19 protein-coding genes and 3 pseudogenes are annotated in these 22,340 nt (G+C 61.7%); 8 read left to right on the top strand and 14 right to left on the bottom strand.

Annotated features, from left to right (window positions below):
* Position 1 precedes the first annotated feature (1 nt).
* Positions 2 to 2,590: a TonB-dependent siderophore receptor gene (locus tag QYQ99_RS17955; RefSeq protein ID WP_302089397.1), complete on the top strand. Its 2,589-nt coding sequence runs from the start codon at positions 2 to 4 to the stop codon at positions 2,588 to 2,590.
* Between the two features lie 89 nt (positions 2,591 to 2,679).
* Positions 2,680 to 3,339 (top strand): Smr/MutS family protein, encoded by a 660-nt coding sequence (locus QYQ99_RS17950; protein WP_302089396.1) that lies wholly within the window; start codon positions 2,680 to 2,682, stop codon positions 3,337 to 3,339.
* Positions 3,340 to 3,443: 104 nt separating this feature from the next.
* On the opposite strand, the gene QYQ99_RS17945 is transcribed toward QYQ99_RS17950, so the two are convergent.
* The 3 genes and pseudogenes from QYQ99_RS17945 to QYQ99_RS17935 all read right to left on the bottom strand — a co-directional run.
* Positions 3,444 to 4,472, bottom strand: coding sequence for a M48 family metalloprotease (locus tag QYQ99_RS17945; RefSeq protein ID WP_302089395.1), 1,029 nt, complete (start codon positions 4,470 to 4,472; stop codon positions 3,444 to 3,446).
* Between the two features lie 4 nt (positions 4,473 to 4,476).
* On the bottom strand, positions 4,477 to 5,064 hold the full coding sequence (locus QYQ99_RS17940; RefSeq protein ID WP_302089394.1) for a LemA family protein: 588 nt from the start codon (positions 5,062 to 5,064) through the stop codon (positions 4,477 to 4,479).
* Positions 5,065 to 5,161: 97 nt separating this feature from the next.
* A pseudogene (locus tag QYQ99_RS17935) lies at positions 5,162 to 5,344 on the bottom strand (hypothetical protein); the annotation flags it as partial.
* A 335-nt stretch (positions 5,345 to 5,679) separates the two neighbouring features.
* On the opposite strand from QYQ99_RS17935, the pseudogene QYQ99_RS17930 reads away from it, so the two are divergent.
* A pseudogene (locus QYQ99_RS17930) lies at positions 5,680 to 6,425 on the top strand (IS5/IS1182 family transposase).
* Between the two features lie 5 nt (positions 6,426 to 6,430).
* Here the strand turns inward: QYQ99_RS17930 and QYQ99_RS17925 are convergent.
* The 6 genes and pseudogenes from QYQ99_RS17925 to QYQ99_RS17900 form a co-directional block, all read right to left on the bottom strand.
* Positions 6,431 to 6,586: pseudogene (locus tag QYQ99_RS17925) on the bottom strand (AMP-binding enzyme); the annotation flags it as partial.
* Positions 6,587 to 6,716: 130 nt separating this feature from the next.
* The gene (locus QYQ99_RS17920; RefSeq protein ID WP_302089391.1) at positions 6,717 to 7,826 is read right to left on the bottom strand and encodes an IS5 family transposase; all 1,110 of its coding nucleotides are present in this window, start codon (positions 7,824 to 7,826) and stop codon (positions 6,717 to 6,719) included.
* Entirely contained in the window at positions 7,823 to 9,295 is a 1,473-nt protein-coding gene (locus QYQ99_RS17915) for an AMP-binding protein (RefSeq protein ID WP_302089390.1), read from the bottom strand. The genes QYQ99_RS17920 and QYQ99_RS17915 overlap by 4 nt, the downstream gene beginning before the upstream one ends.
* Positions 9,296 to 9,591: 296 nt before the next feature.
* Complete coding sequence (locus tag QYQ99_RS17910) at positions 9,592 to 11,682, bottom strand: bifunctional 2',3'-cyclic-nucleotide 2'-phosphodiesterase/3'-nucleotidase (protein WP_302089389.1); 2,091 nt, start codon at positions 11,680 to 11,682, stop codon at positions 9,592 to 9,594.
* Between the two features lie 94 nt (positions 11,683 to 11,776).
* The gene (locus QYQ99_RS17905) at positions 11,777 to 12,181 is read right to left on the bottom strand and encodes a group II truncated hemoglobin (RefSeq protein ID WP_003052030.1); all 405 of its coding nucleotides are present in this window, start codon (positions 12,179 to 12,181) and stop codon (positions 11,777 to 11,779) included.
* Positions 12,171 to 13,655 (bottom strand): MFS transporter, encoded by a 1,485-nt coding sequence (locus QYQ99_RS17900; RefSeq protein WP_302093207.1) that lies wholly within the window; start codon positions 13,653 to 13,655, stop codon positions 12,171 to 12,173. Before QYQ99_RS17900 ends, QYQ99_RS17905 begins: the two co-directional genes overlap by 11 nt.
* Before the next feature lie 216 nt (positions 13,656 to 13,871).
* On the opposite strand from QYQ99_RS17900, the gene QYQ99_RS17895 reads away from it, so the two are divergent.
* Positions 13,872 to 14,747, top strand: coding sequence for a LysR family transcriptional regulator (locus tag QYQ99_RS17895; protein ID WP_302089388.1), 876 nt, complete (start codon positions 13,872 to 13,874; stop codon positions 14,745 to 14,747).
* A gap of 286 nt (positions 14,748 to 15,033) precedes the next feature.
* Here the strand turns inward: QYQ99_RS17895 and QYQ99_RS17890 are convergent, their stop codons facing one another.
* On the bottom strand, positions 15,034 to 17,604 hold the full coding sequence (locus tag QYQ99_RS17890) for an ABC transporter permease (RefSeq protein ID WP_302089387.1): 2,571 nt from the start codon (positions 17,602 to 17,604) through the stop codon (positions 15,034 to 15,036).
* Positions 17,605 to 17,649: 45 nt separating this feature from the next.
* Between QYQ99_RS17890 and QYQ99_RS17885 the strand changes: the two genes are divergently transcribed.
* From QYQ99_RS17885 to QYQ99_RS17870, 4 genes are all read left to right on the top strand, one after another.
* The gene (locus QYQ99_RS17885) at positions 17,650 to 18,435 is read left to right on the top strand and encodes a sulfite exporter TauE/SafE family protein (protein WP_302089386.1); all 786 of its coding nucleotides are present in this window, start codon (positions 17,650 to 17,652) and stop codon (positions 18,433 to 18,435) included.
* Between the two features lie 50 nt (positions 18,436 to 18,485).
* On the top strand, positions 18,486 to 19,556 hold the full coding sequence (locus QYQ99_RS17880) for an adenosine deaminase family protein (RefSeq protein WP_302089385.1): 1,071 nt from the start codon (positions 18,486 to 18,488) through the stop codon (positions 19,554 to 19,556).
* Positions 19,557 to 19,657: 101 nt separating this feature from the next.
* The gene (locus QYQ99_RS17875) at positions 19,658 to 20,026 is read left to right on the top strand and encodes a hypothetical protein (protein WP_302089384.1); all 369 of its coding nucleotides are present in this window, start codon (positions 19,658 to 19,660) and stop codon (positions 20,024 to 20,026) included.
* Between the two features lie 272 nt (positions 20,027 to 20,298).
* On the top strand, positions 20,299 to 20,538 hold the full coding sequence (locus QYQ99_RS17870) for a hypothetical protein (protein WP_302089383.1): 240 nt from the start codon (positions 20,299 to 20,301) through the stop codon (positions 20,536 to 20,538).
* 278 nt (positions 20,539 to 20,816) lie between these two features.
* On the opposite strand, the gene QYQ99_RS17865 is transcribed toward QYQ99_RS17870, so the two are convergent.
* The 4 genes from QYQ99_RS17865 to QYQ99_RS17850 are packed head-to-tail and all read right to left on the bottom strand — an operon-like array spanning position 20,817 to position 22,340.
* Positions 20,817 to 21,368, bottom strand: coding sequence for a hypothetical protein (locus QYQ99_RS17865; RefSeq protein WP_302089382.1), 552 nt, complete (start codon positions 21,366 to 21,368; stop codon positions 20,817 to 20,819).
* Positions 21,365 to 21,664: a hypothetical protein gene (locus QYQ99_RS17860; RefSeq protein WP_302089381.1), complete on the bottom strand. Its 300-nt coding sequence runs from the start codon at positions 21,662 to 21,664 to the stop codon at positions 21,365 to 21,367. Before QYQ99_RS17860 ends, QYQ99_RS17865 begins: the two co-directional genes overlap by 4 nt.
* Positions 21,661 to 22,038, bottom strand: a complete 378-nt coding sequence (locus QYQ99_RS17855; RefSeq protein WP_034371744.1) for a hypothetical protein — start codon at positions 22,036 to 22,038, stop codon at positions 21,661 to 21,663. The genes QYQ99_RS17860 and QYQ99_RS17855 overlap by 4 nt, the downstream gene beginning before the upstream one ends.
* Complete coding sequence (locus tag QYQ99_RS17850; protein ID WP_302089380.1) at positions 22,035 to 22,340, bottom strand: hypothetical protein; 306 nt, start codon at positions 22,338 to 22,340, stop codon at positions 22,035 to 22,037. The genes QYQ99_RS17855 and QYQ99_RS17850 overlap by 4 nt, the downstream gene beginning before the upstream one ends.

Here is a 22,340-nt window from a genome sequence, read left to right as displayed (position 1 = left end):
CATGGCCCTCCTTGACGATCTCACCCATTCCCCTGCGCCGGCGCACCGCGAAAACGGCCTGCAACGCCCTCCTTCCATGCTCTTGCCCATCGCCATGGTCTGCTCGCTGGCCACGTTTTCCAGCGCCCATGCGCAATCTGCCGAGCCTGCACCAGGCAGCGCCAAGACCGCTCAGGCATCCGCTCAGTCCACCAAGGCCATCAGCTGGAACCTGCCAGCCGCTGCGCTGGACGAGACCTTGTCGCGTATCGCCCGCCTGGGCCTGCGCAGCATCAGCGCCAGCCCCGCCTTGCTCGCAGGCAAGCGCGCGCCGGCCGTTCAAGGCAGCTACAGCGTGGAACATGCAGCACAGATTGCGCTGGCAGGCAGCGGCTTGCGACTGGTCAGCACCCCGAACGGCACCCTCACCGTTTTGCAAGACAGCGTGGCAACGCCCGCCTCCGGCACCGCCGCTGCAGGGGCGAGCTCGGCCGAGCATGCCTTGGCAGAAGTGCGGGTCACCGCCCATGCCGACCACTCGGGCACCACCGAAGGTACGGGCTCCTACACCGCCCAAGGCCCTAGCAGCCTGTCCACAGGACTTGCCTTGAGCCTGCGCGACACGCCCCAGTCGGTCAGCGTGATCACCAAGCAACGCATGGAGGATGAGAACCTCACCACCATCAACGAGGTGCTGATGCGCACCCCCGGCATCAGCACCTCGGTGCTGGGCACCGAACGTACCAATGCCAACGCACGCGGCTATGCCATCAGCAACTACCAGATCGATGGGGTCAGCACCCATTCCGAGTTTCTGGGCCTGGACGCGCTGCCCACCCAGAGCATTGCCGACATGGCCCTGTATGACCGTGTGGAAGTGCTGCGCGGCGCATCCGGCCTGACCACGGGCGCTGGCGACCCCTCGGGCATCGTCAACCTGGTGCGCAAAAAGCCTACCGAGCAGTTTCAGGCCTCAGCCGAAGCCAGCGTGGGCTCCTTTGGCAACCGCCGGGCCATGGTCGACATCTCCTCCCCGCTGAACGAAGCAGGCACAGTGCGCGGGCGCTTTGTGGGCGTGCACCAGGATGCCGACAGCCATATCGACTTCTACAGCAAGAAAAAAGACGTGCTGTATGGCGTGATACAGGCCGATCTGACATCGACCTTGAAGCTCACCGCCGGACTGGATCACCAGCGCAACCGCGCACAGGGCTCCATGTCCTATCTGGGTTTTCCGCTATTCAACAGCGAGGGCCTGCAAAACCAGTTCCCCACCTCGTTCAACAGCGCCAGCCGCCATAACCGCTTCAACACCAACTCGACCACCGCCTTTGCGGCGCTGGAGCAGTCGCTGACGGAACACTGGAAGCTCAAGTTCTCGGTCAACCATCTGCGCTCCTCTCAGCGGGAAGACGCCGTATACCTGGCCGTCAATGCAGCTCCATTTGACCCTGTCACCGGCGATGGTCTGAAACTGAATGCCGAACGACGCGACTACCGCTTGCGCAACAAGACCTTTGACATCCATGTGCGCGGCCCCATCATGCTGGCCGGCCGCGAGCATGAACTGGTTTTTGGCATGGACCACACCAGCTTCCAAAGCTACACCGACGGCAGCCTGGATGTGAGCGGGCTGCGCGGCAAGCCCGTCAACATCTACCAATGGGACAACAACGGCAAGCCCGTATTTAACAACCCCACCGTGGTCTATGACAGCACCCGCAGCCAGAGCAGCGTCTATGGTGCCGGCCGCTTTGCGCTCGCCGACAGCCTCAAGCTGATCGTCGGCGGCAAGTTGATGAACTATCGCAGTGACTACGTCACCACCAACACCAGCGGCTACTACTCCAACTCGCCGGCGTCGGAAAACCGCATATTCACCCCCTATGCCGGTCTGGTCTACACCCTGAACCCGCAGCACACCCTGTACGCCAGCTACTCCACGATTTACAACCCCCAGACCGCACGGGATCGCAATGGTGCCTTTCTTGACCCGCAGGAAGGCAATACCTATGAGGCCGGCATCAAAAGCGACTGGCTGGGCGGACGCATGAACAGCAGCGCGGCCATCTACCAGATCCGCCAGGACAATCTGGCCGCCGACGACCCTGGGCAGTTCATTCCAGGCACCACCGATACCGCCTCTCGCCCCATCAAGGGTGCCAAAACCCACGGTATCGACCTGGAGGTCAATGGTGCCATCACAGCCGACTGGGCCATCACAGCGTCCTACAACTTCAGCGCCTCAAAAGATGACAAGGGTGTTCGCATCAACACCACCTTTCCCCGCCACATGGCCCGCTTGTGGACCACGTACCGCATGCCAGGCGAATGGCGCAGGCTCACGGTGGGTGGCGGTGTGAACTGGAACAGCGGCATCTCCTACACCGGCGAAATCTGGCAAATCGGCAAAGAAGCCACCGCTCGCCAGGGCGCTTATGCCGTGGTCGGCCTGATGGCGCGCTACCAGGTCAATGACCAGCTCGCGCTGAGCCTGAACGTGAACAACCTGTTTGACCGCAAGTACATTGCGGCCATGTCGGGCTGGTGGTATTCGGGCATGTACGGCACGCCACGCAGCGTACAAGTCAGTGCGCGCTACGACTTCTGATCCAACGCACAAGCGGGGGCCTGCAAAGCCCCTGCGCTGCCATCACTTGCTCCGGGGACAGGCAAATATGCGGTACAACCGGCGTCACCATGACGCTGAAAGCCACCCGTTTCCAAGACCTTGCCCCTCTTCGCCGCTCGCTGGCCGAAGCGGCTGCGCGCGAGGCCTTGCGCCAGCAACAACGGGCCGAGGCCGTGCGGCGTGCGCTGGAAGAGCAAAACCTGTTTGAAAACACGGTGGGGGCGGTCACGCCGCTGCGCAGCGCCAGCACCCGGCGCTGGCAACCGAGCGAGCTGCCGGCACCCGAGCCGCGGCAGTTTCTGCTCGATGAGCAGCGTGTGCTGCGCGAAGCCATGAGCGACGAGTTCGATGTCAGCACCCTGCTGGACGTGGACGATCAGCTGAGCTTTCGCCGACCCGGCATTGGTCTGGATGTGACTCGCAAGCTGCGTGGCGGCCACTGGAGCATTCAGCGCCAGCTGGACCTGCACGGCCTGCGCTCGGACGAAGCCCGCGAGGCGCTGGGCCAGTTCATCCGGCTGTCGCACCGCACGGGCGTGCGCTGCGTGCGCATCGTGCACGGCAAGGGCCTGGGCTCGCCGGGCCGTACCCCCGTGCTCAAGGGCAAGGTGCAGCGCTGGTTGGTGCAGAAAAAAGAGGTGCTGGCCTTTGTCCAGGCCCGCCCGGCCGAAGGTGGCGCGGGCGCACTGGTGGTGCTGCTGCAACCGGGCAAGCGCAAGCTGTTCTGAGAAGGTGTTGACGATCTCTACGCAGCCGCGCTGGAGCGCCATCGGGATGCGTTCGAAGTGATGGCTGCTCGCGCTTATCTCCATTGGGCTTGAGCCCAGAAGACTTATCTTCCCTGCGGCACGGTGTTGAGCGGCAAGGGCAGTGGCCGCATATCGCGGCCGTAAATGCGGCGTATGCGCTCGGGCACCGTGGGGTGGGATTCCAGCCAGTCTTCGAGGCGGCTGGCATGGGGAGTTTCGGCCAGCAGCATGTGCTGCACGATGCGCTTGTCCAGCCCCTGGTGGCTGCGCTCATCCTGCTGCCAGCTGCCGTACTGCTGCTCGGCCAGTTCACGCTGCGTGAGCACCTTGCGCAGCACACCGCCCAGGCCGTCCTTGCTGCGCGTCCACTGCACGGCGCGGGCATCTGCCAGATACTCGCGCTGGCGCGATACGGCGGCCTTGAGCAACTGCCCGCCGAGCCAGCCGACAAAGCCCGCCGCCTGGATGAAGAGGCCGAACCATTGCGTAAGGATGCTGTCGCGCTCGCGCAGGCTCTGGCCAAAGTTGTGAATCAGCTCCAGCCCGTAGACCATGCCGGCCAGCTGCATGTTCAGCCGCGTGTCGCCCTCACGCAGATGGGACAGCTCATGCGCCACCAGACCCTGCATTTCCTCGCGGCTGAGCTGGTCCAGCGCACCCTGGGTCACGGCAATGACGGCGTCCTGCGCATCCCAGCCCGCCGCAAAGGCATTGATGGCCTCGGTCCTCGCCAGCACCGCGACCTGGGGTGCAGGCCAGTGTGCCGCAATGCACATTTCATGAACGATATTGCACAGTTGCTGCTCGGCCAGCGAGCTGCCGGGTCTGGCCTCGCGTGCCCCTAAGCGCTGGGCCAGTTTGCGCCCGCCGTGGCGCAGCTGGTCCAGCTCTATCCAGCAGCCGCCCAGCACCAGCAGCAAGGTCACGCCGATATTCACCGTCGCAAAGCCCGTGGGGTAGTCCCAGCCGCCGAATGCCAGAGTGCCCAGCCACCAGGCCAGCATCAGGCCCAGATGCACCGACGCCACCACAGCCAGCACACACAGGCCGAACACCAGCAGCAACCAGCGCGTGCTGCGCCTGGCTTCGCGCTGTCGCTCCCAGAAACGCATGCGCTCAGAACCTGACCTGAGGGACGGCGCGCTCCTGCTCGCTCTGGGTCGAAGCCAGCATGTCCATATGCACAAAACCCACCAGCCGCGCCACGATCAGATCCGGGAACTGTCCGGCCTGGTTGTTGAATTCCAGCACCTCGTCGTTGTAGGACTGACGCGCAAAACCGATGCGGTTCTCGGTGCTGGTGATCTCTTCGCTGAGCTGCTGCATGCGGGCATCGGCCTTGAGCGTGGGATAGGCCTCGGCCAGCGCCATCAGACGGCCTACCTGACCTCCCAGCACCTGCTCCGCAGCCATCAAAGCCCCCATGGCCTGCGCCTGGCCCGGCGACTGACGGGCCTTGTCGGCAGCGCTGACGGCCTCGCCTCGTGCGCGAATCACGGCCTCCAGCGTCTGGGCCTCGTGCTGCAAATAGCCTCGGGCGACTTCCACCAGATTGGGGATCAGGTCATGACGGCGCTTGAGCTGCACATCGATCTGCGCAAACGCGTTCTCCACCTGGTTCTTGTGCGTGCGCAAGCGGTTGTAGAGGGCAATTGCCCAGATCACGATCACCACAACCACTGCCAGCGCGATATATGCCGTCATACCCTCTCCCTGAAAATTTTCTCGCATCATAGCCAGTCCCAGAAAAAAACCGCCGTGGCCTCTGGAGCCACGGCGGCAGCAATTGCGGCAACGCCGCCTACTTGGACAGATCGAGCTGATATTTGCTCATGCCCTTGCCTGAGCCGTCATCGGCCGCGAGCACAGACACGCCCGACAGGCCTGCGTCCTGGGCCACGCTCAAGGCATTGGTGCCGGAGCTGAACACCACCGGGCCGGCCGTCGTCACCTTGGCAAAGCGCCAGCTCTTGGCTGCGCCATTGCGGCTCAAGCACCTAAGCGCAGACGCACCACGCGGAAGCTCCTGAATCGCTCGTACAGGTTGCAGCGTTAGAGCACCGTATCAGCGAACGAGCACCTGTCTTTGGCAGGGATTCCAACGTACCCGGCTCTACCAGGCAACAGGTTTGGGATTTGAGTCCACTGCGTATCGTTCAGGGCGCATCTACGACTCATGCTTCTGACTGCGGAGCAACTTCAGAATTTGATGCCACGCCCTAGTCCCGCCCCTCAACCTGCAAACATACAAACGCCTTTAGAGTCGCCAACACCACTTCCCATTGAGCCCGACACGAAGCATTTGTGCTTCGTACCCTCATGCCAAGACGACCTGTTTGCAAAGAACTGTGGCTACGACTACAGCCACACGACTTACATTCACACCATCGGCCAAAGGTGGCGCACCCAAGCTTGGCATCAGCGATGAGACCGCCCTCAACAGCATCCTGTTTGTGCTGCACATCGGCATTCCATGGCAAGACCTTCCCCCAGTCCTTGGGCTATGGCAGCGGCATGACTTGCTGATGTCTATGTAACGGGAACGCCAGCAACGTCTGGCAGAAGTTGCATCACGCCATGCTGATTCGACTGCGTAAACATGACCAGATTGATTGGAGCCAGCAAGCATTGATGGCTCCTCGGTGCTAATCCCCCGGGGGCAACGGGCCCCAACCCCGAACGCCACATCGTCGTAGATGCCAGAGGTATTCCATTGGTCATCCTCGTCAGCGACACCAATGGGCACGACTTCATGTTGTTTGAGAAGTGTATGGATGCAATCCCATTCATTCGAGGCTTGCCGGGTCAACCACGCAAACGACCGGCGAAGCTACATGCCGCTCAAGGTTATGACTACCGACGCTTCCATGTCTATCTCAGGTGACGAGGCATCGAGAGCAGCAAAAGGCTGAGCAGGCACTGCTGGATCATCGATGGAACACACAGATGGTCGCAGGCTTGGCAAGCTGCGTATTCGGTTTGAAAAGCGCTTTGACATCCACGAAGTGCTACTGAAATTGGCTGCCGCAATCATCTGCGCGCGCTTCGTGGATCGGTGGTGTTAGCCGTTCTAAGTATGCACTAACGCGTTCTTCCAATAGGGCTCACGCAATTGGGTCTTGAGCACCTTGCCGAACCCAGACAGCGGCAAAGCATCAACGAACTCGATGCTTTGTGGGCATTTGTAGCTCGCAATCATCGATTTGCAGTGATTTATCAACTCTTCTAGGGTTATATCGGGAGCCTCTAAAAACCGCTGTTTTCAGCCAGTCACAGGCGCATGCGGCTTGAGCGCTTCGGATGAGCTCATTTTTTGAGCAATTTCCCCCTTTTTTGGGCATTTCTTGCCCCATTTCTCACCCATTGGCCCCTTGCAGGCGCACCTCGGTCTTTGAGGGCATTCCCTTGTCTTTGTAGAACGCATCCACCCCGTCGTCCACGAACTTGGCCAGACGCTTGAGGTTGTAGCAAACCGCCATCATGGTCATGGCCACCGTGGCGCGTGCCCGGCCAATGGTGCGGATGAGCTTGCCGCCCATGTGGCGCATCTGGGCAAAGGGGTGCTCCACCCGGGCTCGGGTTGTGGCAATGCGCTTGTTGCGCCCCTTCTGGCATTCGCTCAGGGGTTTGCCCGGCTTGGCCTTGCGCTGGATGTGCTCGCGATAGCCCAAGACCTTGAGCATCTCGCTGCGCTGTTCGCTGGGGTAGCCACGGTCGGCATAGACATCGCAGCTGGTGTTGTGCTCATCGAGCACTTCATCAAAGTGCGTGCTGTCGTGCTCGCTGGCTGTGCCGGTGGTGATCTTGCGAATGAACTTGTGGCGCACATCCACGCTGATGCTCAGCTTGTAGCCGTGGTAGCCCTTGCCGTGCTTCTTGGTATGGGTGGCGTCCAGGTCTTTTTGCCTGCGCTTGGCCTCGTTCCAGTCGCTGGGGATCTTGCCCTGATCCAACTGCTCTTTGTCTTGTTTTGTGAAGTGCTGGATGGGTGCAGGCACCAGGGTGGCATCGATGATCTGCCCGCACCGCGCCAGGTAGCCGCGCTGCAGCAGTTGGCCGTCCACTGCCTGGAACAGGGCCGTCACGCCATCAACGCCCAGGCGCTGCTGGTAATGCCAGATGGTGTTGCGATCTGGGACGTTGGCGCTATCGGCCAGCAAGCAAAAGCGCTGGTAGCTCATGCGGTCAAGCAGTTGGTATTCCATCTGCTCGTCGCTGAGCTTGTAGAGATACTTCAGGATCAGGATGCGCACCATGACCGCGGTGGGATACGGCGGACGTCCACCCTTGGCGGCATCCCCTCGGGGCAGCAGTTGATCAATGACCCGCGTCAGCTCGTCAAAGTCAATGTGCCGGGCAATGACCTGCAGGGGATCGCCCAAGGTCTCGATCTTGTGCTTGCGCGCGGCATCGGCGAAGAGGTCCAGCTTGATGGCGCTGCGCGCTTGCGCTTTGGGTTTGCTCATGCGGTGATTGTCGCGTTGGCTGCGGTGCCATCAGGCGGGGAGGTTTTTAGAGGTTCCCTATCGTATCCGTGCTTGCACACAATTACAGCATGAACTGCCTCACCCCAATGAGTGCTAGGTATACCGATTACTGCGCACGACGCAACGCCGGGATGTTGCGTGATGGCATTTTCAACCTCTGCGGAATAGACATTTTCTCCCCCAGTGATGATCATATCCTTGAAGCGATCAGCAACAAATATAAATCCGTCCTCATCCATATACCCACCATCCCCTGTATGCATCCAGCCTTTTCGGATTGCCACGGCAGTGGCCTCGGGATTATTCCAGTATCCCTGCATGACATGAGGTCCCCGTACAACAATTTCACCGAGGGTACCACGCGCCACTTCCCCCCCCTCTTCATTCACAATTTTCACTTCGGCATGAAAACTCGCACGCCCCGCCGATCTCAGTTTCTTATGTTTTCGCCCCACCGCTGTGGAAAAGTATGAGGGCTTTATTGTCGCCACCGGCGAGAGCTCAGTCATTCCATAAGCCTCAACAAAATTTACGCCAGGTAAAGCGACCATAGCTCTTTCTAGCGTTATATCCGAAATGGAAGATGCCCCATAAAGAATAGTATTCAAGGTACTCAGATCAGGCGCTCTATCAAATTCCCGTACATCAATCAGCATTTCGATCATGGTTGGAACCATAAATGTATGGGTCACGCGATCCCGAGCGATCGTAGCGAGTGTTTGTATTGGATCAAAAATACGATCTGGATCATAAGGTGGAGAAATGGAATGACAGTTACCTTCAAACCAATGAGGCATAGCCAGACCCATATCAGCCAAATGGAACATAGGTGCGGCATGAAGGTAAGTACCACCCGGAGTCGCAGCACCTTCTGCATGAAGGCCCATCGCAGATACGCATATGTTGTTGTGGCTTAACATCACGCCCTTTGGAAATCCAGTCGATCCGCCTGTATAGAAAATACCAGCCAAATCACTTCCCCTACGAATGGAATCCTCCACAGGATTTGCGTTTGAAATCAAGTCTTCATAGTTGAGCATACCAGATGGGGTATTACGCTCTCCGCAGTATATTATCTGAGTCAGGCATTTCACCTCACTTCTAAATTCGGAGGCCATTTCCTGATATCTGTCGTCAACAAAAAGTATTGACGATCCGGAATCATTCAAAGAATAAACGATTTCCGCACTAGACCAGCGTGTGTTACAAGGATTCAAGACACCCCCAGCCCATGGCACAGCCATCTGATACTCGAGATATCGGTCTGAATTCAAAGATAGTATCGCAATACGATCCCCCTCTTTAACACCTAAATTTTTCAGAGCTCCAGCGAGTTTTCCGACTCGACTCGCAAACTCGACATATGTAAATTTCCTATCTTGAAATTTTGTCGCAATTCGCTGGGGATGCTGTTGCACAGCACGGTGCAAGGACTGTGTTAAATACATGATATTTTTTGCGCATCGCGCATCTCAATAATTAAAAATACCCACTGTATGTTGGTTAACATTAACTTAAATAGGTATTAACCCCTTAAAAAATCATGAAACTTATCCATCCAAAAATGCACCAAGATTGAATAAAAAATATTTCCATGGAAATATTTTTCTGCATAAATTGCCTACTGGCACTCCAAATAAAATCTGGCGTATTACAGAAAAAAAAATACCGGACTGGAGTCAGCATTGAATAAAAAAAACCGCCATGGCAACCAGTTGCCATGGCGGTGGAAAAGCTGTGCTTTTTATTTAGAGAGGTCGATCTGGTACTTAGCCATGCCCTTGCCCGAACCATCATCTGTCGCGCTCAGCGACACGCCTGTCAACGCAGCAGCCTGAGCCACACTCATGGCGTCAATGCCGGAGCTGAACACCACCGGGCCGGCCGTCGTCACCTTGGCAAAGCGCCAGCTCTTGGCTGCGCCATTGGCCGCTCTGGTGATCTGCGGGTTCTTGCGCACGTACTCGATCACCACATCGCGGTTCGCATCGGGCGAAGCCCAGATGGCCGACGAGCCGTCGAGCTTGGGGATGAAGCTGGCACCGCTGGTGGCACGGTAGTTGTTGGTGGCGATCACAAACTCCTGCGCCGTATCCATGGGCTTGCCCAGATAGCTCAGGTTCTTGATGCGGCTGCCCTGCGGCTGGGTCACATCGATCTCGTACTGCACATCGGCGGTGGTGAACATGTCGAAGTTGTAGCCCGGGAAGCTGCTGATCAAGGGCTGCTCGGTCGTCTTGTTCACATCGATCTGGTTGAAGCGCTTGGCTGCCGCTTCCAGCCAGCTCTTGATGTCGGCGCCGTTGACCTTCACCGCATACACGGTGTTCGGATACAGGTACAGGTCGGCCGCGTTGTAGATGGCCAGCGGGCCGGCTGCCACGTCGGTGAAGTCCTTGCCGCCCTGAAAACCGGATTTGAACGGTGCGCTCACCGACAACACGGGCAGGCTGGCGTACTGCGGCAGATTGGTTTTGATGTAGTTGGCCACATAGGCCTGCTGGGCCTGGTTGACGATCTGGATGGCACCGGGGTCGCCCACATCGGCAAACAGCGTGCTCATGCGGAAGTCAGTGCTGCCAATGGGCGTCTTCACGTAGCTGATGGCTGCCTGATGCTGTGCCTCGATCAGCGGCGCGACGGCCGGGTCGGCATCCACAAACACCGTGGCACCTGCGGCATCCTTGTTCTGGATGTTGCGCAGCTCGCTCTTGCTGCCGGTCTTGGCCACACTCCACTTCTTTCCATCCCATTGCAGCGGCAGCTGGATCACGCCCAGCGCCTTGCCCCAGGAGCTGGCCATGACCGCAGGCACGCCGTTGATGGTGCCAGCCTGGTTGTCCACACCGCTTTGGCTGTAGGCAGGCTTGGCCGACAGATCGGGGAAAACGCTGTGCTGATGGCCCATGACCATGGCATCGATACCCGCCACCTTGGACAGATACAGGCCGGGGTTCTCCATCGTGGCCGAATAGGCCGAGCCGTCCAGACCGCCATGCAGCAGCGCCACCACCACATCTGCGCCCTTGGCGCGCAACTCTGGCACGTATTTGCCGGCAGCCTCCACCGCGCCCTCGGTGTAGACCTTGCCTTCAAGATAGCGCTTGTCCCAGTTCATGATGCCCGGCGTGGTGAAGCCGATCACGCCGATCTTGATGGGCAGCTTGACTTCCTTGCCATCGCTGCCCTTGGCCACCATGGTGCGCTCCAGCACGGCATAGGGCTGCACCAGCGGCTTCTTGGTCTTGCTGCTGTAGACGTTGGCCAGTACGGCCGGATAGCCGCTGCCCGCGCATTTCTGGCTGGCATCCACGCCGTCCACATCCATGCCTCCGCCCAGCACCTGGTTGAGAAAGGGCAGGCCGTAGTTGAATTCGTGATTGCCCAGCGTGCCTGCGTCAAAGCTCAACGCGCCCATGGCCTTGTACATGGACAGCTGCTGCGTGCAGGGTATGGGCTTTACCTCGGCCTCGTAGTCAGCCAGGGCCGTGCCCTGGATGGTGTCGCCGTTGTCCACCAGCAGCGTGTTGGCAAATTCCTTGCGAGCCGCACGGATCAGCGTGGCCGTGCGCTCGAAGCCATAGGTCTTGTCTTCGGCCAGCTTGAAATAGTCATAGCTGCGCACATTGAAGTGCAGATCTGTGGTCTCCAGAACGGCCAGCGTCGCCGTGGCAGGCTGCGCGCTGACAGGCGTTGTGCTGCTGTCGTTGCTGCCGCCGCAGGCAGCCAGCAATGCTGCACAGCCCACTGCCGTCAGCACATGGCGGCGTGGCTGCAATGCCGAGAAGAAACCGCCCGAGCGCAGCTTTGCGCCAGGCAAATCGAAATCCTGCATGGTTGACCCTGCTTGTTGAAAAACAGGCAGTGTCTACAGGGCTTTTTACAGCGTCATGAAGGAAATTTGACGCTTTGAAGCCGGACGCAGGAACTCAGGCGCCGCGATTGCGCATCCAGTCCGCCGTGTTCATGAAGCTGGCCTTGAGGCGCGTGCGCAAGGCCTCGGGTACTTCGGTCTCGCCCATGGCCTGATCCATGCAGGCCACCCACTGGTCGCGCTCCTGGATGCCAATGGAAAACGGCATATGACGCATGCGCAGACGCGGATGACCGAAACGATCCTGGTAATAGTCGGGGCCGCCCAGCCAGCCGCAGAGAAACCAGAACAGCTTCTGGCGCGCGTCGTCGAGCGTGCTGCCATGGGCGGCGCGCAGCTCCTTGTAGCCAGGCTCCAGATCCATGAGGTCATAGAAACGGGCAACCAGCTGCTGGACTTTGTCTTCGCCACCTATCCATTCGTAGGGGGTGTCAAACGGGGGCTTTTCTTCAATCTGCATGTGTAGCGGCTTTGCGAGTCAGTCCCGATTGTCGGACATGCGGCATGTCCGTACCCGAGCGCAGGAATGCGAAAACGCCAACGGCCGTCAGCACGGTCACGCCGGCCAACACATCGAGCAAGCTGGAAAAGGCCAGGCCATAGGCCTTGAGCAGCTCTGCGGCTGATGCGCCTTGCATCAGCGCCAGTGCTGCCTGCATATTGCCGGTGACCAGCATCTGGGCCACGGCCGAGCCATGCTGCATGGACGGCCAGATGGCCGTCAGCTCCCGCGCCAGCAGCGCTGCCAGCACCGCCCCGACCACGGCCAGGGCAATGCCTTCGCCAGCCACACGCACGGTGCTGAAGATGCCCGTGGCCATGCCGGCACGCTCGCGCGGCACCATCGCCACGGCCAGCCCGTCCATCAGCCCCCAGGGCAATCCTATGCCCAGACCGATCAGCAGCAGTGGTGCGGCCATCTGCGCCAGGTCCGAGCCGGGCGCGCAGCGGCCCAGCCACAGCAAGCCCATGGCACAGACCAGCAGCCCTGCCCCACAGAGCAAGGCTGCCGACAGCCAGCGCGAGAGCCAGCCCGCCAGCAGTGGTACGAACAGCATGGGCAGCGACAGCACGAACATGCGCTGCCCGGCCGCAAGCGGCGCCAGACCTTCCACGCCGATAAAGCGCAGCGGCAGCAGCACCAGCAGCACCACGAAGGCATAGGCAGGTGCTGCAGCCAGCAGCTGCACGCCGACAAAGCGCGGATAGCGGAACAGCGACAGGTCCAGCATGGGATGGGAGCTGCGTCGCTCGATCTGCACAAAGGCCGCTGCCGCCAGCAGGGCTGCCGCCAGGGGCAGCCATGTGCGGCCATGCAACCAGCCTGTTTCCGGGACTTGCAGCATGCCCCAGGTCAACAGCGCCAGCGCCAACGTGAACGACAGTGCACCTGGCAGGTCCAGCCGCTGCGCCTGCGGATTACGGGACTCCGGCATATGGCGCAGGCCCAGCAGCAGCGCAGCGAATGCCGCAGCGGCTGCGCTGAGCAGCACGCTGCGCCAGCCCCAGCGCTGCAGCAACCAGCCCGACAGCAAGGGTCCGAAGGCCAGCCCAACACCAAAGGAGGCACCTACGAAACTGAAGGCCCGGGTACGCCTGGCACCATCGTAGGCCTGGGCCAGGCCTGCTGTGCCTGCCGCCAGTGCCGCGGCCGCACCCAGCCCCTGCAGCGCCCGCAGCAGGTTGAAGCCGATGATGGCCTCCTTGCCTTGCAGGCAGACCTGCAGCAGCACGCTGCCAACCACTACGGCCAGCCCCGCCAGAAACACACGCCGCCGCCCGTAGATGTCTGCCAGTGCGCCTGCCGCCATCAGCGTGGCACCGAAACTCAGCATGAAGGCATTGGTGACCCAGTTCAGCGCCAGAGGGCTGCCGCCCAGCGCCTCGCGCAGCGCCGGCAGCGCCACGGCCGGCCCGGTAAAGCTCAGCGGCATGGCCAAAGCGGCCAGGCAGACCGACAGCAGCACCCAGGCAGGCGATGCGCGGCGGGCGTAAACAGGAAGATCCGCCTGCGGGCGGGATGGGGAAGTGGAGCAAGACATGGAGGGCTGGCGTCGTGAATCAATCAGACATGAACGATAAAAGCGCTCCAATGAAACGAAAATAGCTTCAGCACTCCCCACAATCCCAACCAAAGGTTGCCAATCACCATGGACAGCTTCAGCGGACTTGAGTCCTTTGTGCGTGCCGCCGATCTCCTGAGCTTTGCCGAGGCCGGCCGCGCGCTCGGCATCTCGGCCTCGGCCGTTGGCAAGAACGTGGCGCGCCTGGAGCAGCAACTCGGCCTGCGCCTGTTCCATCGCACCACACGCCAGGTGCGCCTGACGCAGGAAGGCACTCTGTTTCACGAGCGCTGCCGACGCATCCTCGACGAGCTGCACGATGCACGTGCTGCCATGCAGGCCGCCGCCCAAGCGCCGCGTGGCCGGCTGCGCGTGAGCCTGCCCACCATCGGCTACCGTTTTCTGCTGCCCGTGCTGCCCGAATTCCAGGCCCGCTATCCCGAGGTCGAGCTGGATCTGGACTTCAACGACCATCTGGTCGACGTCGTAGAGGCCGGCCTCGATGTGGTCATCCGCAGCGGCGAGCTGGCCGACTCGCGGCTGGTGGCACGCCGACTGGGGCCGTTTCGCTTCATTCTGGCGGCCTCGCCGGCCTATCTGAGCGAGCGCGGCGTGCCGCTGACGCCGGCCGACCTTGCCAGACACCCCAGCCTGCGCTATCGATTTCTTAACAGCGGCAAGCTCGAGGAATGGACGCTGCCCGGGCTGCCGGCCATGCCCATCGCACTGGTCTGCAACAATATGGAAGCCATGCTGGGCGCGGCCGTCTCAGGCCTGGGCCTGGCCTATATGCCCGACTTCCTGGCCCGCGACGCACTGGCGCGCGGCGAGCTCCAGCAGGTCCTGGCGCAGCAACTCACCCATAGCGGGCAGTTCTCGGCACTCTGGCCCTCCAGCCGCCAGCTCTCGCCCAAGGTCCGGGCTTTTGTGGACTTTGCAAGCGAGCGGCTGTTCAAGGGCTAGCCTTAGAACGTGCTTACGATCTCTACGCAGCCGCGTTGGAGCGCAATCGGGATGAGTTCGAAGTGATGGTTCGCCGCTTGCACCGGGGTGCAAGCAAGAGACAGCACGCAGAAATCGCCCGATTTCGCTCCAACCCTGCGGGACAGTGTCTTTGCGGGCGGTCTGCGGCGTTGCGAATCCTCGCAATAGCACGGCTATTGCTGCGGTATCGCGCGCGGGGGGCCGCCCCCTTGCACCCCATCCCGCAAAGCCTCTGTCGCGGCGCGAGGAGATCGTAGGCACGTTCTTATTCCGCCGCCTGGCGCAGCGTGATCATCACCGGGCGGCTGACCACCTCGCGCAACGCCCACCAGCCGGCCAGCCAGGCCAGCAATGCGCCCGCCAGCGCACCCACCAGCGGTACCCACCAGAGCACATTCCACTCAAAATCGAACACCCAGCGCGCCAGCGCCCAGCCCACGGCCAGGGCCACGCAACTGGCCAGAAAGCCGGCCATCAGGCCCACTCCGGCCAGCTCGGCGCTTTGCACCTGCTGCAGCAGGCCCGATCTGGCACCCACGGCACGCATGATGGCGTACTCGCGCGCTCTTTCCTCGCGCGTGCCGGTGACGGAGGCAAACAGCACGACCAGCCCTGCCACCAGCGTGAAGCCGAACAGAAACTCCACGGCACGTATGACCTGGTCCATCACCTGCTGCACCTGGGCCAGCGTGCTGCTCAGATCGACATTGGTGATGTTGGGAAATTCATTGACCAGCGCATTGTCAAAGCCCTTGACGTCGGGCGCGCGATAGGCCGCCAGGTAGGTCACGGCCACGTTCTCCAGATGCTGCACGGGGTAGATCACAAAGAAGTTGGCGCGCATGGAACTCCAGTCCACCTTGCGCAGGCTGGTGATGCGGGCCTCGCTCTCCTCGCCGCCGATATCGAAGCGCAGCGTGTCGCCCAGCTTCAGATCCAGGGTCTTGGCAATGCCTTCTTCCATGCTGATCGCGCCCTGCTCGCCCGCCTGCCAGCGGCCGCCCACGATCTGGTTGTGATCCGGCATGGTTTCGGCAGTGGAGATATTGAACTCCCGGTCCACCAGGCGCTTGGCACGGTCTTCCTCATAGTCATCGGGGCTGACGGCCTTGCCGTTGACGGCGATCAGCCGGCCGCGAATCATGGGATACCAGTCATAGCTGTGCACGCCGGCCTTTTTCAGCGCGGCCTGAAAGTCCTGCGCCTGATCGGGCTGGACATTGATGACAAAGCGATCGGGCGCATTGGCCGGCGTGGCCTTGCGCCAGCTGGCAATCAGATCGGTGCGCAGCAGCACCAGCAACACCAAAGCCAGCAGCCCCACGGCCAGCGAGCTGACCTGTACCACGGCATACACGGGTTTGGCCGAGACCTGGCGCGTGGCCATGACCAGCCAGCGCGGCGCCGTGCTCTCATTGACCACCTGCCGCAGCAGCTTGACGGCCAGCCAGGCCAGGCCCGCGAACAACAGCACGGCGACGGCAAAGCCGCCCACGGCAATCAGGCCCAGCTTGATGTCGCGGCTGGCGACCATCAACAAGGCCGCAAAACCCGTAACACCCACACCCAGCACCAGCCACGATGCTGGCTTGAGCGCCCCCAGATCGCGCCGCATCACGCGCAGCGGCGGCACCTGCGCCAGTTGCAGCACGGGCGGCAGGCCAAAAGCCAGCAACAGGGTCAGCCCCATGCCCATGCCGAACAATGCGGGCCACAGGCTGGCCGCAGGCAGGGCGGACTCGACCAGTCCGGCCAGCAGCCAGACAAACACATGGTGCACCGCCCAGCCCAGCAGCACGCCGGCCGCGCTGGCGGCCAGGGCAATGCTCACGAACTCCACGACATAGGCCAGGGCAATACGACGCTGGCTCTGGCCAAGCACGCGCAGCATGGCCGAGGCATCGAGATGGCTGTTGGCAAAGGCGCGCGCGGCCAGTGCCACGGCCACGGCCGAGAGCAGTGCCGAGAGCAGCGCCACCAGACTCAGGAATTTCTCGGCCCTGTCCAGGGTCTGGCGCATTTCGGGGCGGCCGCTTTCCAGCGATTCCACACGCACGCCATGCAGGCTCTTGGCCAGCTCCTGCGCCCAGCCCAGATAGTCTTGCGCGGCCCGTTCTGCACCGCGCCCTGCGTCTGCCTGCGCGGCCACGGCCAATCGATAGGTGATGCGGCTGGCCGGCTGCACCAGGCGCGTGGCGGGCAGGTCGGCGCTGTTGATCATCACGCGCGGGGCAAAGCTCATGAAACCCGCGCCACGATCGGGCTCGATGGCAATGATGTGCGAGATACGAAAGCTTGCATCGCCCAGCAGCAATCGGTCGCCGAGCTTCAGGCCCAGTGCCTCCAGCAGGGGCGCATCGACCCAGGCATGGCCGCTTTCAGGAATTGCGCGTACCTCCAGATCCGGTTGCCCCGGTCCCTGATTCAGATGCAGCACGCCGCGCAGCGGGTAGCCGGGCTCCACGCTTTTGAGCGCCACCAGACGGCTGGCACCGCCCTGCTCCTGAGCGGCCCGCGCCATGGTCGGAAAGCTGGCCGTGGCCACGCTCTGCAGCCCCTGCTGCCTGGCCTGCTGCACAAAAACCGTGGGGGCGGGATTGTCGCTGACCACCACCACATCGCCGCCCAGCAGCTGACGGGCGTCGCGCTGCAGGCCGGCCTGCAGGCGGTCGGCAAAAAAGCCCACCGAGCTCAGTGCCGCCACGGCCAGCAGCACAGCCACGATGATCAGGCGCAGCTCGCCAGCGCGCAGATCGCGCCAGAGATTGCGCAGACCCAGAATCCAGACAGATGATGCTTGCATGGTCTGCACGATAGCGCAGCGGCCTGCTGCCATGCCAAAACTGCATGGCAATGCCCTGCTTGAGCGGGACGATAATCGGTGCCTTCAGACGGAGACCAGAACGTGGAAGTGATCTTGGTGGTGGCCCTGGGGGCTGCAGTGGCAGGCTTTGTGCAGGGGCTGTCGGGCTTTGCCTTCGGCATGGTGGCCATGTCGTTCTGGGCCTGGGTGCTGGAGCCGCAGCTGGCCGCCGTGCTCTCGGTGTTCGGCTCGCTGACGGGGCAGATCATTGCGGCCTTCACCGTGCGCCGCGAATTTCACTGGAAGTCGCTGCTGCCGTTTATCGCCGGCGGTCTGGCCGGCATTCCCATGGGCGTGGCCGTGATGCCGCATCTCAATATGGACTGGTTCAAGTTCGGCCTGGGCTGTCTGCTGGTGCTGTGGTGCCCCACCATGCTGCTCAGCGCTCACCTGCCCCGGCTGACGCTGGGCGGTGGCCTGCTGGCCCGCCTGAGCGATGCGGTCGCGGGCCTGATCGGCGGCGCCATGGGTGGGCTGGGCGGCTTCAGCGGCACCGTGCCCACGCTGTGGTGCACGCTGCGCGGCTTTGAGCGCCATGTGCAGCGCACGGTGATCCAGAACTTCAACCTCTCGGTGCTGGCCGTCACCATGGCCAGCTATCTGGCAACTGGCCTGGTCAAGTCCGCCATGTGGCCGTCGTTTGCCGTGGTGCTGCCCGCAGTGCTGGTGCCCGTGATCTTCGGCACCCGCGTCTACAAAGGCGTGAGCGATGCCCGCTTTCGCCAAATCGTGCTGAGCCTGCTGACTTGCTCGGGCATCGCCATGCTGGCCGCGTCCGTGCCGCGGCTGTTCCTTGCACCGTAACGTAAAACTGCCTACGACAAGGCTGATCGCAAGCCACTACCATCTGCGGCATGAATGCCGCGCCTACCGCCCCCACACCTGAACTGACCGCCTTTGCCCACGCCATCCCCAAGATGGAGTTGCACTGTCACCTGCTGGGCACGGTCAGAAAAAACACCTTCATCGAACTGGTGCAGCGCGCCAAGGCGCCGCTGGCTGCCGAAGAGATCGAGGCTTTCTACACGCGCGGCGAAAAGCCCGTGGGCGTGCTGCGCGTGCTGCGAGCACTCGATGAGTGGCTGCTGCAGACGCCGGCCGACCTGGAGCGCATTACCTATGAATATCTGCAGGATGCCGCTGCCCACCATGTCCGCTATGCCGAATTCTTCTGGAACCCCACGGGCACGGTGCAGTGTTCGGGCATGAGCTATGCCGCCGCCCAGCAAGCCATCCTGGCCGGCGCCGCAGCGGCGCAAAAGGATTGCGGCATACGCGGCCGCCTGGTGCCGTCCATCGACCGCGAAGCCCCGGCCGAGGCCGCCGTGCAGATGGTGCAATGGATGCTGGACAACCGCCATGACGATGTGCCCGGCATCGGCATCGACTACCGCGAAAACGAGCGCCCGCCCGAGCTGTTCGCCGAGGCCTATGCGCTGGCGCGTCGCAACGGACTCAAGACCACGGCCCATGCCAGCGAATTCGGCCTGCCCTGGAACAATCTGCAAACGGCCATCGAGACTCTCAAGGTGGACCGCGTCGACCATGGCTACACCGTCATCGACAACCCGGAGCTGGCGCGGCGCTGTGCCGATCTGGGCATTGTGTTCACCGTGGTGCCGACCAATTCCTACTATCTGCGCACGCTGGCACCCGAGCGCTGGGCGCTGGACCACCCGATCCGCAAAATGCCATCCATGGGCATTCGCATCCACCCCAACACCGACGACCCCACGCTTCACCATGTGAACCCTACAGGGGCCTGGACCAAGATGGTCAGCGACTTTGGTTTTTCGATGGCCGACCTCAAGGACTTCATGCTCAACGGCATCGATGCGGCCTGGATAGACGAGAGCGAAAAGCGCAGCCTGCGCCAGCAGTGGAGCGACGAGTTCGATGCATTGAGCGGCACACAGCACTTCTGATCAAGCATCGCCGCATCACTTGTCCATCAAGCGCTCTCAGCTATCAAAATCAATTCAGGCAGGCACAACACCCGCCTTCTCACTTACCGACCATCTGCCCTATGCCGTCAGACAAGCCCGCCAGCCTTGAAGAGATTCAGGCCTCCATTGCCAAACTCAGAGTCACCGAACAGCAGCTCGAAGCCACTGCGCAGAAGTACGAAAGCAAGATGCAAAGTTCGAGGAAATGGAACTATCTTGCCGTCGCCATGGCCGTGGTGGTATGCGCCGTGGCCTGGATCAACCAGGCCTCGCCCTGGCTGCGCTGGGGCGTGCTGCCCGTGGTGCTCTTCATGGTGCTGTTCTTTGAAGGCATGCGCCGCCTGCTGGGCGTGACCATGCAAAGCAGCATGCGCCAGCTCAAGACCCAGATCCGCACACTGGAAACCAGGATGGCCGAGGTACAAGCCACGGCGAAAGATCAGCCATGACTGCAGCCAGACCCGTTCGCGTTCTGATGGTCTGCACCGGCAGCGGACACACGACAACGACTTAATCACAGGCATTTGTTTTTTAGAATCAGTCACTTACAAGCGAAATCACACAGTGCTTGCAGCCTGTGAATAGCGTGTTTTTCACGCGAATAAAATCAATCACTTAACCATCAGTTAGGTGACACGTTGACGGTCTTTTCGGTTCCCCGCAAAATTTCAGCTGGGCCAAACAAAAAACGCCCCGATACCAATTACGGTATCGGGGCGTTTTGTCTTTATTGGATCTGCTCAAGCAGAGTTCGGTCGGCCGCGATCTGGCCGCTCAGGAGATTCACTTGGGCGTCTCGGCGCTCGACCAGTCCGACAAGCTGGCCAACCACGCCCGCGCCTCCCGCAGCAAGGGCTGCGAGTCGCTGGTGCTGATCTGCGAGACCTCGGCAGGCAGCGGCGTCACTGGCAAGCTGGGCGTTGCGGGTAGCTGCGCTCCTGATGTCGTGCTGCAGGCCTGAAATGCGGGCAGCGTCAGCAGCGCGGCCAGCCTCCAGGCGGGCCATTTCTTGCGTGTAGTCATGGGTGTTTTCCTGTTGGGCGCTGCCGTGCTCAAGCACGGCGGTCGCTTTGGTTTCTGTAGCAGCCTGTGATTGCTTAGCCTGAGCCTCGCCCTGGCTTGCCTGATTTGCCATCAGGCGGGACGCCGCAGCGTCCGCCCGCCAGCCCTGCACCACCCAGCCTGCAGCAAAGGCCAGCAACAGCAGCAGCCCCATAGTGATGGATTGGGCACGGCTGATCATGCTGCGACACCCGCCAGTGCCTCACGGGCTTGCGCATAGTTTCGAGCCCACTTCGCGCGCAAGTCTGCACGCTGCTGAGCGCTGCCACGCGCCCAAGCCCCAGGCCGCCAGGTGCGCAGGTACAGCTGCCAAGCCCCCTCCTCATCACCCACCGCTGGCAAGCGCTGCGCATCGGTGAACATCAGCAGCCGCGCCACCGCAGCAGCGAGAACATCATCTGTCTCCATTCGCTCCCAGATGGCACGGGGCTCGAATGCCACGCCTCGCGCTGCGCATACGGTGCTCAGCCAGTAGCGGCTTGCATCGTGCAAGTACACACCCCACACGCCGCCACGGCTCGACTGAGTGCCTTGCTCAAACTGCCAGAAGCCCCGCGCCGGTCCCTTGGCACCAGGCCGCCCCTGTACGATCTGATAGCGATCCTTGAAACGACTCTCCTGTAGGCCCGATGCGAGCAGATAGACGCGGGCCTGCAGCGTATCCATGGCCGCAGGCAGCAGGGCCATAGCTGGGCGGACAACATTGGAAATAATAGTTTCGAGCGTCATTCGTCGTCACTCCTTCGCATAGGGTGCGAGCTGACCCACCAGCGCACCACGTTGAGGCCAAGGCCTGCCAGCACAGCAAGCCCGAAGATCACACTGGCTACCGACGGCCAGGAATTGAAAAGCAGCGGCTGCATACCGGAAGCCAGGGCACCGACCAGCAGCAGCGTGTAGCGCGCACGAGCCAGCAAGTACGTGCGGCAGATATGAGAGTTGAGCCGGCAGATGCAGGCCCAGCCGATGCCCAAGCAAATGGCCAAGTTGACCCCGGCGAGCAATTGATGGGTTTGCCACGTCATTGAGCACCTCCACGCTTGAAAGAAAGAAACTGGCCCCAGACCCACTTGCCCAGGCGAATCCAGTCCTGGCCAACCCCGCCGATGAACAGCGCCACCGGAGACAGAAGCCAGCGCGTGTCCTCCTTTCCCAGCCACATGCCGATCATGTCGGCCACATTCACAGTCACCATCAGCGCGGTACCGCAAATGAGCGCGAAGAAGTTGACGGCGTTGAACCGGGTCGAAGGTTCGCGCCTACCCAGCGCCCAGGCAGCCCCAATGGCCGAGGACAGCACGATTACGGCGTAAGGCCCAACCACGGCCGCAAGTGCTGGCGAGAAGACCACGCCCACCACCGTCACAGAGACCGCCACCGGATCGAGATTGCTAGTCACATAACCCCCCTCTCATTTGTGTAAATCAACCAAACCGCGACACACGCAAGGATCGGCACCACGGCATCCAGAACTGAGCCAGCGCCCCAGGCGCGCGGATCAAACCCACCCCACCAGGGCATGCCCGTGCGATGCCCTCCAGCAAATGCCTGAATCCATCGGTACTCGGCCTGGGTGTGCTCGCGCGCCAGCCACCAGCTGCAGGCCAGCGCGCCCCCCAACCACCAGTTACCCACCGCCAGGCCGACTAGGGCCTGTGCCAGAAGGGCGATCAGGGCGTGAATCAGTGGCGTCCAGTCCAT

This window comes from Comamonas testosteroni (genome assembly GCF_030505195.1).
In the GTDB taxonomy this organism is placed as follows: domain Bacteria; phylum Pseudomonadota; class Gammaproteobacteria; order Burkholderiales; family Burkholderiaceae_C; genus Comamonas; species Comamonas testosteroni_G.
Note: the sequence above shows the minus strand (reverse complement) of the source record. Positions and strands in the feature narration are given on the sequence as shown.

Excerpts from the sequence above, each read along its gene's own strand:
- QYQ99_RS17955 (WP_302089397.1), top strand. The coding sequence starts at position 2 with ATGGCCCTCCTTGACGATCTCACCCATTCCCCTGCGCCGGCGCACCGC.
- QYQ99_RS17895 (WP_302089388.1), top strand. The coding sequence starts at position 13,872 with ATGGACAGCTTCAGCGGACTTGAGTCCTTTGTGCGTGCCGCCGATCTC.
- QYQ99_RS17950 (WP_302089396.1), top strand. The coding sequence starts at position 2,680 with ATGACGCTGAAAGCCACCCGTTTCCAAGACCTTGCCCCTCTTCGCCGC.
- QYQ99_RS17945 (WP_302089395.1), bottom strand. The coding sequence starts at position 4,472 with ATGCGTTTCTGGGAGCGACAGCGCGAAGCCAGGCGCAGCACGCGCTGG.
- QYQ99_RS17920 (WP_302089391.1), bottom strand. The coding sequence starts at position 7,826 with ATGAGCAAACCCAAAGCGCAAGCGCGCAGCGCCATCAAGCTGGACCTC.
- QYQ99_RS17875 (WP_302089384.1), top strand. The coding sequence starts at position 19,658 with ATGCCGTCAGACAAGCCCGCCAGCCTTGAAGAGATTCAGGCCTCCATT.
- QYQ99_RS17900 (WP_302093207.1), bottom strand. The coding sequence starts at position 13,655 with ATGCCGCTGAGCTTTACCGGGCCGGCCGTGGCGCTGCCGGCGCTGCGC.
- QYQ99_RS17850 (WP_302089380.1), bottom strand. The coding sequence starts at position 22,340 with ATGGACTGGACGCCACTGATTCACGCCCTGATCGCCCTTCTGGCACAG.
- QYQ99_RS17890 (WP_302089387.1), bottom strand. The coding sequence starts at position 17,604 with ATGGCAGCAGGCCGCTGCGCTATCGTGCAGACCATGCAAGCATCATCT.
- QYQ99_RS17940 (WP_302089394.1), bottom strand. The coding sequence starts at position 5,064 with ATGACGGCATATATCGCGCTGGCAGTGGTTGTGGTGATCGTGATCTGG.
- QYQ99_RS17860 (WP_302089381.1), bottom strand. The coding sequence starts at position 21,664 with ATGACGTGGCAAACCCATCAATTGCTCGCCGGGGTCAACTTGGCCATT.
- QYQ99_RS17880 (WP_302089385.1), top strand. The coding sequence starts at position 18,486 with ATGAATGCCGCGCCTACCGCCCCCACACCTGAACTGACCGCCTTTGCC.
- QYQ99_RS17905 (WP_003052030.1), bottom strand. The coding sequence starts at position 12,181 with ATGCAGATTGAAGAAAAGCCCCCGTTTGACACCCCCTACGAATGGATA.
- QYQ99_RS17910 (WP_302089389.1), bottom strand. The coding sequence starts at position 11,682 with ATGCAGGATTTCGATTTGCCTGGCGCAAAGCTGCGCTCGGGCGGTTTC.
- QYQ99_RS17915 (WP_302089390.1), bottom strand. The coding sequence starts at position 9,295 with ATGTATTTAACACAGTCCTTGCACCGTGCTGTGCAACAGCATCCCCAG.
- QYQ99_RS17865 (WP_302089382.1), bottom strand. The coding sequence starts at position 21,368 with ATGACGCTCGAAACTATTATTTCCAATGTTGTCCGCCCAGCTATGGCC.